Below are 16,764 nucleotides of genomic sequence, written 5' to 3'. Positions count from 1 at the left end.
TGCGAAGTGGTGAACCAGAAGCCGACGCTATATTAAATCACTTTTCGGCACAGTAGCGCCACCGACGTGAGCAAGTGCTCATTCGCGTGGCGCTACAGCCAATTAGCTCAGTTTTATTCAGCGTTGTTCTGCATACCACGCACGATCGAGACCAAGAATTCCTTGTTGGACTCAGTCTTACGCAGACGATTAAGCAGGTAATCCGAAGCTTCCTGCACATCGAGAGTGCCCAATGCGCGACGAAGATGCCATACGATCTGCAATTCTTCGTTGCTGAACAGTTGTTCTTCGCGGCGAGTACCCGAGGCATTAATGTCAACAGCAGGGAAAATACGGCGATCCGCCAATTGACGAGACAGACGCAATTCCATATTTCCGGTGCCCTTGAACTCTTCGAAGATCACTTCGTCCATCTTCGATCCAGTTTCCACAAGCGCCGAAGCGATGATCGTGAGCGAACCGCCATTTTCAATATTGCGCGCAGCACCAAAGAACTTCTTTGGCGGGTAAAGCGCAGCAGCGTCCACGCCACCAGAGAGAATGCGTCCAGAAGCCGGAGCTGCCAAGTTGTAGGCACGCGAAAGGCGAGTGAGTGAATCGAGGAGGATGACGACGTCTTGCCCGAGTTCTACCAAACGCTTGGCACGCTCAACGGCGAGCTCTGCAACGATGGTGTGATCGGTAGCCGGACGGTCAAACGTTGAAGCAATGACCTCACCCTTGACCAAACGCTGCATGTCGGTGACTTCCTCAGGGCGTTCGTCGACGAGTACCACCATGAGATGAACATTTGGATCATTCTTTGCAATGGCCATCGCCAACTGCTGCATCACGACAGTTTTGCCCGCTTTTGGCGGAGACACAATCAAACCGCGCTGCCCCTTGCCAATTGGCGCTACCAAATCAACAATGCGGGTAGTGAGCGCATTTTGCGTGGTTTCCATACGCAACATATCCTGCGGATAAAGTGGCGTCAGTTTATTGAACTCTGGACGCTTGGCACTTTCTTCTGGCGATAGGCCATTAATAGCGGTGACTTCTACCAGCGGATTGTATTTGTGCTGGCGCTGACCGCGACGCACGCTAGCTTCGGTTACCGAACGCACCGCACCTGCCACGGCGTCGCCACGACGCAAACCAAACTTCTTGATAATCTGCTGTGAAACGTAAGCATCGTTCTTGCCAGGCAGATAACCACCCGTGCGCAAGTAGGCATTGGTTCCAGAAATATCGAGGATTCCGGCTACTGGAATGAGTACTTCTTCGTCGGTAGCCTCGTCTTCGACGTCCACAATATCAGCGCGCGCATTATTAGGCGCTCCATCGCGGCGGTTGTTGCGGTTGCGTGGATTTTCGCGGCGGTTGTTGCGGTTGCGTTCGCGACGATTGCGGTTACGACGTGGGTTTTCGTCGTCGCCTTCCCCATCGCGCTGCTGCTCAGCGGCACGGCGTTCGGCAGCCTCGCCCAGCGCTTCTAATGCAGCTTGCTTGTCTTGCGCCGAGAGTTCTTCTGCTTCGCGGCGCACACGAGGACGGCGTTCTACGCCGTCGCGATCGGCGCTGCGGTTCCGGTTACGACTGCGACGTGGCAAGTCACCGAAGATATTTTCGGTTCCTTCAGCTGCAGGAGTGGCTTGCTCGTCGTTCTGGGTTGAGATCTTATCGCTCGATTTGGCAGAGGTTTGAGCCTTTGACCTGCGCTCGCGCGAAGGCGCAGCAGCTTCCTGAGAAGACGTAGACTTCGCCGCAGATCCTGCTTGTGAAATGGCTGCAACGTAGTCTGCTTTACGCGATTTAGGGGGCATTTTAATACCCATCGAAGCTGCAATTTGCTTCAGCTCCGGCAAAAGTTTGCTTGCCAGTGAACCGCTGGTCTTGGTGGAGGTTTCGCTCACGAGGTTCCTTCCCCGGGTACCACTTCGGTACGTTGTTCTTGTGATGATTCGTCCTCGGAAAGTCACGAGGATAATAAATTTAGACAGAAAAATAGTTCATGCATAACACAATTGGAATGCTTGAAACCGAGCCGCCGACTCTTTGACCTTATCGAGCGGCACAGCATGTGATCGATTGGTTTAACCAAACAACTGCTGTCTAGTTGCAATACTACACGCAAGTAAAACACTTTCGAAATCTTAAGCTCTTAATTGTGTTCTACCTCTATGATTCTTGATGTCGCACCTCAAATATGCATCGGAAGTATAGCTCGCAGCACAGCGCTGTACACCTTGCATCACTAGGTTATGCAGCCGCGCGACCGTGTAACACAACAACCGCACTAAGCCTTACTGTTTCAGCTTTGTACGTTACCGTTATCATCAACAAAATGTGCACCGCGCACTTGAGTCGAATTGATAACTCTAAAGCCCTGCTCGCCAAGAATTTTTGCCATGGGTGCATCAATATGGGCAAATACGAGAATCGTTGGACCCGCTCCCGAAATCACAGCCGGCCAATTTGCCGCTCGCAACGCCTCTAACATCGCGGCGCTCTTTGGCATCGAATCTGCCCGATAATCCTGGTGGAGTTTGTCGGCAGTGGCGGCAAAGAGCAGTTCAGGTTGATGTTCAAGCGCATGTACCAGCAAAGCAGATCGAGCGGAGTTAAATACGGCATCGCGATGCGGAACGGCACTGGGCAATACTGATCGAGCTTGCGAGGTGGGAAGCACTTCGTTGGGAACGAGCAACGCCGTCTTGACGTTAGGCGACACATTCAATCGAGCCGTTTCAAGCCCGTCGCCTTCACCCCACGAGAGGGTAGCTCCACCGTAGATCGCGGGAGCAGCATTGTCTGGATGTCCCTCAAACTCAGTGGCAAGTTTCAACATCGCGGCTTCATCGAGGGCGTCCGGGCGGTCAATTAGCCCTTTAACCAGCATTATTGCCGCCACAATCGCCGCAGCTGAGGAACCCAATCCACGACCGTGCGGAATTTTATTTCTACATACAAGATCAATGCCTGAGCTTGGAGCCCCGAGGCGTTCGAGCGTCGTCTTGATAGTCTGCACGATAAGGTGGCTTTCATCGCGCGGAAGTGTTTGCGATCCCTCGCCAAGAATCACCACACGCGATGCTCCGGTGGTAAGCGTTACTGCGACTTCGTCCCACAGATCGTGAGCCATTCCCATCGAATCAAAGCCTGGACCTAGATTTCCCGAGGTAGCAGGCACACGCACCCGCGCATGGCTATTGATCAATCGCATAAAGCTCTGAACCTTTCCCAGTATCGCCACACCATCGCGGTGTAAAGTTTCCACGTACCGATGTCGTTAACCGCTCGCACACGGCGTCTACGCCCTGACGACGTCGGAGCACTCACAATTCTAGAGCACTCACGGCAGCTTGTACGTGAGGCTCAATCGGTTCGAACGTGAGCTCGGCATTTCCAAGCGCGGTAGCGGTATCTTTCAAACCATTTCCAGTCACCGTACACACAATGCGCGCGCCTTTTGGAACTTTCCCTGCCTGAGCTGCCTTAATAAGACCAGCCACCGATGCTGCCGACGCTGGTTCTACGAAAATTCCCACCTGTGCAGCCAATACAGACTGCGCGTGCAAGATTTCGTCGTCAGTAACTCGATCAATCCAACCGTGCGAATCCGTTTTCGCTGCTTGGGCGTAATCCCAAGAAGCAGGATTGCCAATCCGAATCGCCGTCGCAATCGTCTCAGGCTGTGCCACTGGATGCCCCAGCACAAATGGTGCCGCACCCCATGCCTGGATTCCCCACATCTGCGGAACTTTCGTAGCTACCGGATCGAGCGAAAGTGCCGACTCCTCAATTGAAGCCGCCGTTAATTTGCCTGCATACTCGTTATATCCCATCCAATATGCGGAAATATTGCCTGCATTGCCTACTGGCAACACATGGATATCTGGTGCGTCGCCGAGCGCGTCCACGATTTCAAAAGCGGCCGTCTTTTGCCCCTGCAAGCGATAGGGATTTACTGAGTTAACGAGCGCCACCGGATAATTCTGGGTCAGCTCGCGCACAATATTGAGACAATCGTCAAAATTTCCATCCACAGCTACTAGCTTCGCACCGTGCACAATCGCCTGCGCCAATTTACCAGCAGCGATTTTGCCAGCAGGAAGGATAACCGCACATTCCAAACCCGCCGCCACCGCATAGGCGGCAGCAGAAGCCGAGGTATTGCCGGTAGACGCACAGGCCACAATCTTGGTGTCGCTTTGCAAAACATGAGAGATTGCAGTGGTCATACCACGGTCTTTGAACGATCCAGTAGGATTCGCTCCTTCAACCTTTACGAACACTTCGGCAGAAACCAGATCGCTCAAGGCCTGGGCGTAAACGAGCGGCGTTCCTCCCTCGAGGAGGGTGACGACGGGGTCGTTCTTTGCGAACGGCAGGCGCTCGCGGTATTCGTTAATGAGTCCTCGCCATTGATGTGCCATCAGTTTTCCTCCACCTTCAAGATGCTTGTTACACCGATTACATCGGCCGATTCTTTCAGTTCTTCAATCACATGATCGATAGCTGCTTGCCGCACAACGTGGGTAATTATTGTGATCTGAGCGTTTTGCGCCGAATGCGTTTCGGATCGAGCCGACTCAGATCTTCCGTCTGCCCTATTTTGGATCACCGAGGAAATAGACACTCCCGCTGCCGCAAAACGCTGAGTGAGACCAGCCAATACGCCAACTGCATCTGCAACTTCCAATTTGATGTAGTACCGCGAGCTGAACTCAGCAGCTGGAAGAACTGGCAAATTTCCATAAATGACTTCGCGCGGAGCGTGCCCACCTATCACTCGTTTCGCTGCAGCAGCTACCACATCCGAAAGCACCGCCGATGCGGTTGGCGCACCGCCAGCACCCCGCCCGTAAAACATGAGTTGATCGGCAGATTTTGCTTCAATTAGCACCGCGTTAAAGGAACCATGCACCGAGGCAAGCGGATGATCCTTGGCCACGAGAGTTGGGCTCACCGACATCTCGATACCTGTCTCGCCGCCCTCATCACTGTGGCGATGCGCCCGCGCAATCAGCTTTATCACGTACCCGGCAGCATCCGCCGAGGCGATATCGTCAGAACTAATCGCACGAATACCGTCGACTTTCACATCATCCAAGCTCACACGGGTGTGGAACGCAAGGGAAGCCAGAATCGCAATTTTGGCTCCGGCGTCGTAACCATCCACGTCAGCCGAAGGATCGGCCTCAGCGAAACCGAGATCCTGCGCAAGTTTAAGCGCCGAATCGAAATCCATACCCTGCGTCGTCATTGCATCGAGAATGAAGTTCGTGGTGCCGTTCATTATGCCCATGACGGTATTGACCTGGTCGCCCGCCAAGGACTCGCGCAAACCGTATACAACGGGCACGGCTCCTGCCACGGCAGCTTCGTAATAAAGATCGACGTCGCTTTGGGTAGCGAGGTCATAAAGCTCAGGGCCGTGTGTGGCCAGTAGCGCTTTATTTCCGGTGACGACGCTCGCTCCACTACTGAGCGCTGCACGTACGAGAGTGCGAGCGGGTTCGATTCCGCCGATTAGTTCAATAACGATATCCGCTTTCGAGATGAGCGAATAAGGATCGTCCGTGAGCAAGGTGCGGTCAATCGAAGGGTCGCGTTGCGCATCTAAATTATTGACTGCAATCCCGATGAGCTCGAGCTTCGCCCCGGCGCGGGCTGCGAGAAGTGCGGATTGCTCATTGAGTAACCGCGCCACTTGAGTGCCAACCGTACCGCAACCCAATAGCGCGATCTTGACCGTTTTTTCTGCGTTTTCCACTAGTTCCACCACTACTCTGTACGTTATTGCTGGTCTTGATCGAGAGCGAGAAGGTCATCAATACTCTCGCTGCGAATAAGCTCGGTGAGTACGCCGTCTTCAACTGCTACCACACCTGGCCGTGGCAACATATTGTAATTAGACGCCATCGCCCGCCCATAGGCCCCCGTTGCGGGCACAGCAAGCAAATCACCAGCATGAATATCGGACGGCAAGGCTACATTTCGCACCACGATATCTCCAGATTCGCAGTGCTTTCCTACCACGCGGCAGCGCTGGGTAGGGGCTTGTGAATTTCGAGCAGCCAGAGCCGCAGTGTAATCGGCTTCGTACAGGGCGGGACGAATATTATCGGACATTCCGCCGTCTACCGAAACATAGGTACGCACGCCAGAATCAATGGCAACATCTTTGACTGTACCCACCGTGTACAGCGTAAACATCGCTGGAGCGACGATCGAACGGCCCGGCTCGATAGAAACCAGCGGTGCCGGTAGACCGGTCTTCTCCACGTGCTCGCGCACTACCTGCGCAAGAATCCGCGCAAACTCGCGCGGGCTGGGAGCGATATCGTCGGCTGCCGTATAACGGATGCCATAGCCACCGCCGAGATCGATCTCATTGATGGCGATCCCCTGCTCATGTGCCCAGACTCGCTCTTCAAAAATAACTTGCGCCGCCTGTGCGAATCCCTCGGTTGCCGAGATTTGTGATCCAATATGCGAATGCAAACCGATGAGCTGCACGTTCTCTAGTTCGTGTGCACGTGCCATCGCTTGCCGCGCCACGCCCGTCGTCACCGAAAGACCAAATTTCTGATCCTCGTGCGCCGTGGCAATAAACTCGTGCCCGCCAGCGTGAACGCCGGTAGTTAGCCGCAGATAGATTGGAGCGACGGCGTTGTTTTCCTGCGCAACAACATTGACAAATTCAAGCTCGGCGAGCGAATCGACCACAATATGGGCTACGCCTTCGCGCAAAGCTCGTTCAATTTCGGCTCGAGATTTGTTATTTCCGTGCAGACCACACGCACTACCTGGCACTCCGCCGGCTAATGCAGTAACTAGCTCGCCTTCAGAAGCCGTGTCGATATGGAGGCCTTCTTCGTACATCCACCGAGCAAAGGCCTTGGAAAGAAAGGCTTTTCCAGCGTAATAGACGTGCGCGCCGGCCAAATCAGCAAAGGCCTGATCCATCGCCTCTTTCCATGCACGTGCCCGCGAGCGCGCGTCATTCGCGTCGAGCACGAAACGTGGGGTGGGAAACTCCTGCGCGATCTGCCCCACTGGCACACCAGCGACGCATAATTCACCCGAAGGCAAACGCTCTGTATTTATTGACCAAACTCCGTGAGGTGCTCCATCTGGGACTGGCGCTTCAAGCTGTTCCATATTCATATTTATCCTTTCGGAATTCCTTGCGGAGCTCGGTCAAGCACTACATCTTATCTGGAGCACTCACTCCCAAAAGACCAAGTCCATTGGCCAAAACTTGACCAGTAGCGTCGTTAAGCCACAAACGCGCCTGATGCACCGGAGTTACCTCTTCATCAGCACGTGGTGTGACTCTCGACTTACCATACCAAGCGTGATATGCGCCGGCTAAGTCTTCCACATAGCGAGCAATCCGATGAGGTTCGCGCAGCTGGGCGGCTTGTGACACGATCTCTGGATACTTCGCGAGCGTTGCCAAAAGTTCGTTATCCGCCTCAGAATCGAGCAAGCTCGGATCGAAATTATCGCGCGTAACGCCGTGTTCTGCCGCATTGCGGTCAACCGACTTTGTGCGGGCATGAGCATACTGCACGTAGTACACCGGATTTTCATTGGTATGAGAGGAAATCAAAGCCAGATCGATTTCGAGGGTAGTGTCCATCGCTGCGCGTACGAGCGAGTAGCGCGCGGCGTCAACCCCTGCTGCTTCCACCAAATCTGCCAGGACGACGATCGTGCCCGCACGTTTCGACATACGCACCGGTTCGCCGTCGCGCACCAAATTGACGAGCTGTCCGATGAGAATCTCGTGGTTTTCGCCCTTTCCAGCAGTATCGCCAAAAGCGCGGGTCATGGCATAAATTCGACCAATGTATCCGTGGTGATCGGCGCCGAGCATGAGAATAACCTGATCAGCACCACGATTACGCTTGTCCAGGTAGTAGGCGATGTCGCCCGCGAAGTAAGCCGCATCGCCGTCGGACTTAATAATCACGCGATCCTTATCGTCACCAAAATCGGTGGTACGAACCCAGGTTGCGCCGTCTTGCTCGAAAATAACTCCCTTGCTACGCAAGGTTTCAATAGCGCGATCCACAGCACCTGATTTGTGCAGCGTATCTTCGTGGAAGAACACATCAAAGTGGACACGGAAAGCTTCAAGCTCTTTTTTGATTTCGGCGAACATGAGGTTCACGCCGTATTCGCGGAAAAACTCTTGAGCTGCGGCGTCGTCAAGTTCGGCCAAAGTGACCTCAGGGTGTGCACCAAGAACTTCGTTGGCTATATCTTCGATGTACTGACCACCGTAGCCATCCTCTGGAGCTTCTTGACCACGAGCACGGGCAAGCAAGGACTTTGAGAAACGGTCAATCTGCGCACCGTGATCGTTGAAGTAGTATTCGCGCGTAACATTCACACCCGTTGCTTCGAGGATGCGAGCCAAAGAATCGCCTACAGCAGCCCAGCGGGCGCCGCCCACGTGGATAGGACCAGTTGGATTGGCCGATACAAACTCCAGATTCACATGCGTACCTTCGGCGCTCTGGTTGCGACCATAAGATTCACCAGCGGTGAGAATCGTACGTGCCAATTCGCCGGCTGCTGCCGCATTCAAGGTGATGTTTATAAAGCCAGGACCAGCAATATCCGTCTTGGTGATATCTGGGTTCGCATTCAGCTTTTCAGTCAAAATACCTGCAAAAGCACGTGGATTCGTGCCTGCCTTTTTCGCAAGCTGCATGGCAATATTGGTTGCCCAGTCGCCGTGCTCGCGAGATCGAGGGCGTTCAACCTTGATCTCGACCGGGATATCTTCTTCGCTAAGATCAATAAGATTCTCAGAAATCGCTTCAAGAAGCGACGTGCGGATAAATGCTGAAAGTTCCTCTGGTGTCATGTGTTAATTGTAGCTAGATATCTACTTGTTCCCTATTTCTGGGGCGGTGAACTTAGCCATTCTCTTGCGCCAAGTGCATTCTTTGCCACTAGCTAGCCAATAATTCACACCTCAATAATTCGTAGATTGAAATGTTGTACTGCTATACTCTTTTATCGTTGCCCCGATAGCTCAGGGGATAGAGCGTTCGCCTCCGGAGCGAAAGGTCGCAGGTTCGAATCCTGTTCGGGGCACAGCAGGCCGGCTTTACACTGTAGATTTACAATGTAAAGCCGGCCTTTAGCATACGTTGGCAGCGGGTGCGCTGAGCTTACGGTGTTGGGTGCGGTATCAATGAGCCCACGGTACGCCGTTCCCAATACACCGTGCCCTAACTTAGGCGGTGGCTTGTTCATCGCGCTATATCACGCCGATACATAAGAAATCGTCTAAGTTAGGGCAAGTATCTGCATCACAACTACTTCACACTCATGCTTCACACTTAGGCTATTTTGAAAAATTAAGCAATTTTTCGAAATAGACCCCCAAAACACTGCTTCTATTTTCAAAAAATGGCACTTTTTTCAAAATAGAGTTCACATTTTTCTGCTATATTTTGAAAAACTAAGCAATTTTTCAAAATAGAAATAGGCTGCGCAGATATTATTCGACGAGTGTCCTAATACCAGCCATCTAAGTTGATCAAATTTGGAGGCTTCGTTCCAGCCCGCAGCGCCTGCAAATTCGCCAAAAAATCGACCACAATATCGTCGCGGCGTGTGAGTCCCGAAATATGCGGAGTCACCGTTACCTGTGGGTGATCCCAATGCCAGTCACCATTTTGCAAAGGTTCTTCTGGGAAGACGTCGAGAATCGCGTGACGCACCTGCCCGCCGTCTAACGCTGTGCGCAAGGCATCGTCGTCTACAGTAGAACCGCGGCCCACGTTTACGAAAATAGCATCTTGGAGCTGCGAGAATACATTCTCGCCCACAATATTGACCGAAGCGTCCGTATGCGGCAAAACGGTAACCACAATATTGGCCTCGCGCAGCAGTTCACCAGGATCGCTAAGTGGGCGCACCGTGTCGAACTCCTCGCGAGCGCTGCCGGAACGCGAAAGCCCATCAACTCGCGCTACAAATGGGCGCATCAGTTTGGCAATAACACTTCCAATATGCCCAGTTCCAATAACCACCATATTCATGTGCTGAGCAGTGCCGTTACCCAAACGCTTCCACTCACCACCATGTTGTAACTCCTGATACTGGGGAAATTCTCGCACGTAGCCTAGCACTCCTGCTACAACGTATTCCGCCATTCGGTGCGGCATTGAAGCCACCGTATTCGTTAGCACAGCGCCCGTTTCGCGCAAATCGTCATAATATGGGTGCATGTGTTCGATCCCGTCAGTGGCAGAGTGGAACCAACGGATCGCCGTCTCATTTGGACGCAATGGAAAACGGAAGCCGAGCCAGGAGTCGGCCCATTGCACGTCGTCGTCGCTTAACTCGTCGTTAGGAACGTAGCGCACCTCGAGGTCTTGAACATGCCCAACCTCCGCAGCGAAATAATCCGCAAAGTATTCATCAGTTACCAGCAGTTTCGTTGGATACATCGAAATGTCCTTTCTGAAGAATCAGTGATGGAGGCTCTCGAGCACATTCCATTCATCGTCAATAACTTCTTGAGCCAGGCTCGGCTCATCGGTAATAATCGCGTCTACTCCGAGCCGCACCAAAGTTCTCATTGCCTGCGGATCGTTGATGGTCCACACATGCACTGCCTGCTGGCGTGCGTGACACAGATCGATTAGTCGCGGCGTGAGGACCGGAATCCCCCGGTGAATTATCGGAACTTGGATCGCCTCCACACCGTGCTTCACACCCGGCACCGCCCGAGCTAAACGCCACCCTAAACCTTGCGGGAGCAGAGCTGAAATCACCAACCACGCAATTGCTCCTCTGCCAAGCGAGGTGCGTACCCCCGGTAGCTTCCTACGCAAATACTTGAGGCGAGTCTCGTTAAATGAGGAAAGTGACACCCGATCAAGCGCGTCGCAACGTTTGAGCACTTTAATTAGCGGGCGCACCACATGCTGATCCTTGGCATCAATATTATAGATGAGGTGCGGAAAGCCTTTGAGAGCGTCCTCAAGTCGCACCGGATGATTTCCAGATTCATCAGCCACATCGAGAATCTGTGACCACGTAAAAGACGAAATCTTTCCCGCGGTATTCGTGGTGCGCGCGAGGTTCGCGTCGTGCATGAGGATGACGACGCCGTCCGACGTGGCATGCGAATCCGTTTCGATATAGCGAAAATTCTTCGAATCCATGTTTGCAAAGGCACTGAGCGAATTCTCTGGAGCCTCATTACCCCCGCCACGATGCGCAATAACAATAGGTTTCTTACCGTACTGCCACATGCGCTGAGTTTGTTGAGTTACCACGAGCCAATTCCTTTCGATACCGAGTTCAGATTATCGAAATATCGCGTGATGTGCAGGGCAACTGACCGTAAATTTTGCTGGTTACTAATTACAACTTACTAGTTACAGCGCTCGCCAAGATCGCGCGCACCCATCTTCATCATGAATCCCATGGGCTCAATCGCCGTGGTACGCAAGCCTTCGTCTGGATGAATCTCAAAGTGGAGATGCGGACCCGTGGAACGCCCCTGCGAACCTACCAATCCAATTTTTTGACCCGCTTTAACAGTATCGCCAGCTTTGACGAGAATGCCGTCTGACCACATGTGCAAATACCAGGACGTAAACTTCTTGCCGTTCACATTGTGCTGCACAACGATCATATTTGAGGCTGCACCGTCAAGCCCTTCGCCTGCGTGGAGCACAGTACCATCGGCCACTGCGAAGAACGGCGTGCCGTCTGGCGCCGAGAAATCTTGCCCTTCATGCAACTTTGCACCTAAACCAAATGGATCAGTGCGATAGCCGAAGGTCGAAGAAACTCGATACGTTCCTTCCTTCATCGGCATGAACACTTCATCGTTTTCTGCAACAAACGAGCCTACCAACGAGTTCGCTCCGGTTTGTGGCAAACATTGTGCCTGAGCAGAATGAGCTGCTTCTTCCGCGGCCTTCAAGCGAGCGCCGTCGGCAGCACCTTCATTAGCGATAAGCGTCTTCGGAGTGCTGAACGTACTAGAAGCATTCACCGAGCTGAGCAAAGATTTTTGCGAAGCACTCGGTTGTGCCCCCATCGCATCTTGAATTTGAAGCACACCAGTCGAAACAAGAGCCACTGCAGAAAGAATTCCAGTTCCTGCAACAACGGGCGATTTACCTGCTACCCGAATGCGATCCCATGCCTGCACAATATCGGAGCGGTCAAATTTATTGTTAAAGGCGATGCGCTCGCGCAATCGACCCAGTGCACTCCCCTTGAGAATCGGCAGTGCTTCGGTGAGTTGTTCTACGCCGCCCGTCACCTCGAAATTCACTGTGTGTTCGACATCATTCTTCGCCGCTTCAACAAATGCCTGCGATTCCTCAATTGCGAGCACCGGCGGCTTCTCACCCTCAGCAAGGTAGTGTTTAGCTTGAGTTTGTTCGCCATCCTCTGCGCGGGTGCGACGCAACATTTCTTCGAGACGACGTGCGCGTTCGTCGTCACTAATAACCTCACGACGACGGCTCCTACGCTGCGTTACAACGGCGGTGTCGTTTTCCGCAATGGAAACCGAAGTACGCGAAGCGTTCACTTCTTCGCCACGTTGAGCAGCTAGACGCTGTTCACGGCGCGAAGGAAGCGTGCGTTGAGTGTTGACGTTTGTCGTCAAGGCGTACTCCTTATGGTGAGATTTCGAGCGAAACAACACGAAGTCAAACGTTGCTGTTTAGATCCATACTCGATCATAACGGTTTGATAACAAACGCGCTATAGAAAATATATTTTGGACCAGTGAATCAAAACACAAACCTAAGCAGGGTGATTGCCACCAATCACAAACACACCACCCACTACTCAATCTTCACACGATCATCACCAAGCTTTTGACGTGTCTATACGCTTTCTTGACGAATCAATAATTTCTCCACGAAATTTGGAGCAATTTAGCGAAATATTCACACACAATTCCGCTCAACGGGACTAAAGTCACTAAGATAGAAACAAAGGATCATCCCAAAAAGATTGAGGGCGGAAACAGATGTCACAAAGTAGTGAAGAATTCGGACCGAACCAAGGATTTATCGAAGAGCTCTACGCTGCCTATCTCAAAGACAGATCAAACGTTGGCCCGCAGTGGTTAGACATGTTCAGACGCTGGGAATCGGCCGGTCGCCCACCACAAGACGCCACCAGCTCCCCCGATTCTCCTGATGATCGCGACGATCAAAGTAAGGAACACCACCACAGCTTGCAAGAAGCAGACCGCGAAACAACCCCATCGACGAACGTTACGCGCTCCGATTTGCCCCCACAGCCCCGATCCGCAGCTCAGCCAGCACTCACGCCTTACGTCAAGTCGTACGACGTGCGCCCGACGTCGCCTAACACCACTGGAGCGAACGACGAATTCGTTTTACTTAAAGGTGCCGATCGCGGTCTTGCCAAAAATATGGATGCCTCACTCAACATTCCAACGGCTACGTCTGTGCGTGGTCTACCTGCTCGAATCATGTTTGATAACCGCACGGTTATCAACAAGTACCTCGCCAACACTCGCGGCGGCAAGGTGTCGTTTACGCATCTGATTGCCTACGCGATGGTTGAGGCACTGGCGGAAATGCCTGAAATGAACTACTCATACCAGGTGTCCGACGGCGGAAAACCCACCTTGGTTAAGCCAGCTCACGTCAATCTTGGAATCGCCATTGATGTGGCAAAACCGGATGGTTCGCGCACGCTCGTCGTACCGAATATTAAAGCAGCTGAAACTCTAACTTTCTCCCAGTTCTTTAATGCCTACGAAGACCTCGTAGAACGCGGGCGCAATAACAAACTAACTCTCGATGATTACCAAGGCACAACGGTATCGCTCACCAACCCAGGCGGTTTGGGAACAGTTCACTCCATTCCACGGCTCATGAACGGCCAAGGCTTGATCGTGGGCGTGGGCTCCATGACTTACCCGCCAGAGTTCCAAGGAACTGCGGAAGAAGCCCTGGCTCGCTTGGGAGTTTCGAAGGTTGTTCATCTCACCTCAACATACGATCACCGCGTGATTCAAGGCGCTACCTCGGGTAGATTCTTGCGACTCATGGAGCAAAAGTTGCTCGGTCTGGACGACTTCTACGATCGCGTGTACATGTCGCTACGTATTCCTTATCGCCCATTCATCTGGGAGAAGGACGTAGAATACGACGCCGAACGCGAACTCGGTAAGCCGGCGCGCATCGCTGAGCTTATCCACGCCTATCGTTCTCGTGGACACCTCATTGCAGATACCGACCCACTATCGTTCCATATCCGCCGTCATCCAGACCTTGAGTTGCAGTCTTACGGACTTACGCTCTGGGATCTTGATCGATCATTCCCGACCGGCGGATTCGCAGGAACTTCGCATCTGACTCTGCGTGAAATCCTCGACCAATTGCGTGAAGCCTATTGCCGCACTGTTGGAATCGAATACATGCACATTCAAGATCCAGCCCAGCGCAAATGGTTCCAAAAGCGACTTGAACGGCCTGCCGATCCGACGTCGGGCGCTACTCGCTTGCAAATCCTTAAAAAGCTCAACGAGGCCGAAGCATTTGAAACCTTCTTGCAGACCAAATATGTGGGGCAAAAGCGTTTCTCGCTCGAAGGCGGAGAATCTCTTATTCCTGCGCTTGATGCTATTTTGCACGGCGCGGCTGAAGACGGCCTTTCCGAAGTTGCTATTGCGATGGCACACCGTGGACGTCTCAATGTACTCACTAATATTGCTGGTAAATCCTACAAACAAATTTTCACCGAATTTGATGGAATCGTTGATCCACAGAGTGTACAAGGCTCTGGAGACGTTAAGTATCATCTTGGCACCGAGGGTATGTACACCTCGCCCGAAGGCGATACAGTGGGTGTTTATCTTGCTGCGAACCCATCGCATTTGGAAGCGGCCGACGGCGTGCTCGAAGGTGTTGTGCGAGCCAAACTAGATCGAATGAACATGGGAGACGAATACCCCGTGTTGCCTATCCTTATTCATGGCGACTCTGCTTTCGCTGGCCAAGGCGTGGTTACCGAAGTGCTGAACTACTCGCAGCTACCTGCATATCGAACGGGCGGCACAATCCATGTGATCGTCAACAACCAGATCGGGTTTACGACGGCGCCGTCGTCGGCACGTTCTTCACGCTACGCAACCGATATTACGAAAGGCTTGCAGCTACCAATTTTCCACGTGAACGGCGACGATCCTGAAGCAGTGGTACGCATGGCACGCATGGCCTACGAATACCGCGAAGAATTTAAGAAGGACGTACTGCTGGACATCACGTGTTACCGCAAGCGCGGACACAACGAGGGCGATGATCCATCAATGACGCAGCCCATCATGTACTCGCTCGTAGATTCGAAACGCAGCACTCGTCAGCTTTACACCGAAGCACTGTTAGGACGTGGTGTTTTGTCTACAGAACAGCTCGAAGCAGTGGAACGAGACTTCCAAGAGAAGCTCGACCGCGCTTTCGCCGAGGTGCGCGAGGCAGAAAATGCTGCAAAGGAAGCTGGAAAGTCAGCCTCGGAGATTCTTGGTCTGCCAAATCCTGGCGCAGAGGAAGATTCCACACTGGTGGGATGGGAGACGGCGATTTCCTCGGCTGTCCTCGCCCGTATCGGCGACGCTCATACCACTCCGCCCGAAGGCTTCACACTGCACCGCAAGATCGAACAGCTCTTCGACCGCCGCAATAAGATGGCACGTGAAGGCGGAATCGACTGGGGATTTGGCGAGCTGATCGCCTTCGGTTCGCTTCTGATCGACGGCGTTCCCGTGCGTATCTCGGGGCAGGATTCTCGCCGTGGTACCTTCGTACAGCGCCATGCTGTTGCGCACTGTTACAAGTCCGGCGCAGAGTGGACGCCGCTGGAAGGCCTCACCGACGACCAGGCAGAATTTGCGATTTATGACTCATCACTATCTGAGTACTCGGTGCTGGCATTTGAATATGGCTACTCGGTGGAGCGCCCTGATGCGCTGGTGCTGTGGGAAGCACAGTTCGGCGATTTCGCCAATGGTGCGCAAACGGTGATCGACGAATTTATCTGTTCAGCTGAGCAGAAATGGAATCAGAAGAGTTCGCTGGTCATGCTGCTCCCGCACGGCTACGAAGGCCAAGGACCGGACCACTCATCGGCGCGAATCGAACGCTACTTGCAGTTGTGCGCGGAGAACAACATGCTCGTGGTACAACCGTCGACGCCGGCAAATCACTTCCATTTGCTGCGGCGGCAAGCCTTTGCTCGCCCACGCAAACCACTCATCGTGTTCTCCCCCAAGCAACTTCTGCGCCGTAAAGGCGTTACCTCGGATGTTGCCGAGTTTACTCACGGTAGTTTCTTGCCAGTGATCGGTGAACAGGATACGGCGATCAAAGACGTTGATCGCGTGCTGCTGTGCTCTGGTCGTATCTATTATGATTTGCTCGACGAGCGTTCCAAGCGTGGCGATCAGCGCACTGTGATTGTGCGACTTGAGCAGCTCTATCCAAATCCGGTTGAAGAACTGACTCAGGAGCTTAGTAAGTATCCTGGTGCTGAGGTTGTGTGGGTTCAAGACGAACCAGCGAACCAAGGTCCGTGGCCACATTTGGCGCTTGAGATGTTCTCCCAGATGGATGTAGCTGTGCGCCGCGTATCGCGACCCCATGCTGCTGCACCATCGACTGGCCTTGGCGCAATCCACAAAGCCCAAAACGCTCAGATTTTGGCACAGGCCTTTGATCGGTAGAAATAACAGGCTAAGCG

General features: G+C 53.0%; 10 protein-coding genes and 1 tRNA gene. 2 read left to right on the top strand and 9 right to left on the bottom strand.

All coding sequences use genetic code 11. The features are described 5' to 3' along the window. Positions 1-113: 113 nt before the first annotated feature. The 6 genes from rho to argS form a co-directional block, all read right to left on the bottom strand. The gene (rho, locus tag EZJ44_RS06415) at positions 114-1,895 is read right to left on the bottom strand and encodes a transcription termination factor Rho (RefSeq protein WP_131281445.1); all 1,782 of its coding nucleotides are present in this window, start codon (positions 1,893-1,895) and stop codon (positions 114-116) included. Between the two features lie 398 nt (positions 1,896-2,293). After that, positions 2,294-3,205: a homoserine kinase gene (gene thrB, locus EZJ44_RS06410; RefSeq protein ID WP_131281443.1), complete on the bottom strand. Its 912-nt coding sequence runs from the start codon at positions 3,203-3,205 to the stop codon at positions 2,294-2,296. Between the two features lie 112 nt (positions 3,206-3,317). Further along, entirely contained in the window at positions 3,318-4,418 is a 1,101-nt protein-coding gene (thrC, locus tag EZJ44_RS06405) for a threonine synthase (protein WP_131281441.1), read from the bottom strand. After that, complete coding sequence (locus tag EZJ44_RS06400; RefSeq protein WP_131281439.1) at positions 4,418-5,758, bottom strand: homoserine dehydrogenase; 1,341 nt, start codon at positions 5,756-5,758, stop codon at positions 4,418-4,420. The genes thrC and EZJ44_RS06400 overlap by 1 nt, the downstream gene beginning before the upstream one ends. 23 nt (positions 5,759-5,781) lie before the next feature. Beyond that, on the bottom strand, positions 5,782-7,155 hold the full coding sequence (gene lysA / locus EZJ44_RS06395; protein WP_131281437.1) for a diaminopimelate decarboxylase: 1,374 nt from the start codon (positions 7,153-7,155) through the stop codon (positions 5,782-5,784). A gap of 40 nt (positions 7,156-7,195) precedes the next feature. Continuing rightward, positions 7,196-8,869, bottom strand: coding sequence for an arginine--tRNA ligase (gene argS, locus EZJ44_RS06390; RefSeq protein ID WP_131281436.1), 1,674 nt, complete (start codon positions 8,867-8,869; stop codon positions 7,196-7,198). A gap of 160 nt (positions 8,870-9,029) precedes the next feature. Here argS and EZJ44_RS06385 point away from each other — a divergent pair. Next, positions 9,030-9,102: transfer RNA gene (locus tag EZJ44_RS06385), tRNA-Arg, on the top strand. Positions 9,103-9,527: 425 nt separating this feature from the next. Here EZJ44_RS06385 and EZJ44_RS06380 read toward each other — a convergent pair. The 3 genes from EZJ44_RS06380 to EZJ44_RS08970 form a co-directional block, all read right to left on the bottom strand. Continuing rightward, the gene (locus EZJ44_RS06380; protein ID WP_131281434.1) at positions 9,528-10,466 is read right to left on the bottom strand and encodes a D-2-hydroxyacid dehydrogenase; all 939 of its coding nucleotides are present in this window, start codon (positions 10,464-10,466) and stop codon (positions 9,528-9,530) included. Positions 10,467-10,487: 21 nt separating this feature from the next. Then, a complete protein-coding gene (locus tag EZJ44_RS06375) occupies positions 10,488-11,300 on the bottom strand; it encodes a glycerophosphodiester phosphodiesterase family protein (RefSeq protein ID WP_131281432.1) in 813 nt (270 codons plus the stop codon). A gap of 98 nt (positions 11,301-11,398) precedes the next feature. Then, positions 11,399-12,652, bottom strand: coding sequence for a M23 family metallopeptidase (locus tag EZJ44_RS08970; protein ID WP_131281430.1), 1,254 nt, complete (start codon positions 12,650-12,652; stop codon positions 11,399-11,401). A gap of 369 nt (positions 12,653-13,021) precedes the next feature. Between EZJ44_RS08970 and EZJ44_RS06365 the strand changes: the two genes are divergently transcribed. Beyond that, the gene (locus EZJ44_RS06365; RefSeq protein WP_131281428.1) at positions 13,022-16,747 is read left to right on the top strand and encodes a multifunctional oxoglutarate decarboxylase/oxoglutarate dehydrogenase thiamine pyrophosphate-binding subunit/dihydrolipoyllysine-residue succinyltransferase subunit; all 3,726 of its coding nucleotides are present in this window, start codon (positions 13,022-13,024) and stop codon (positions 16,745-16,747) included. Positions 16,748-16,764 lie beyond the last annotated feature (17 nt).

The sequence above is a fragment of the Arcanobacterium bovis genome, from assembly GCF_004331995.1.
Classification (GTDB): Bacteria; Actinomycetota; Actinomycetes; order Actinomycetales; family Actinomycetaceae; genus Arcanobacterium_A; species Arcanobacterium_A bovis.
Note: the sequence above shows the minus strand (reverse complement) of the source record. Positions and strands in the feature narration are given on the sequence as shown.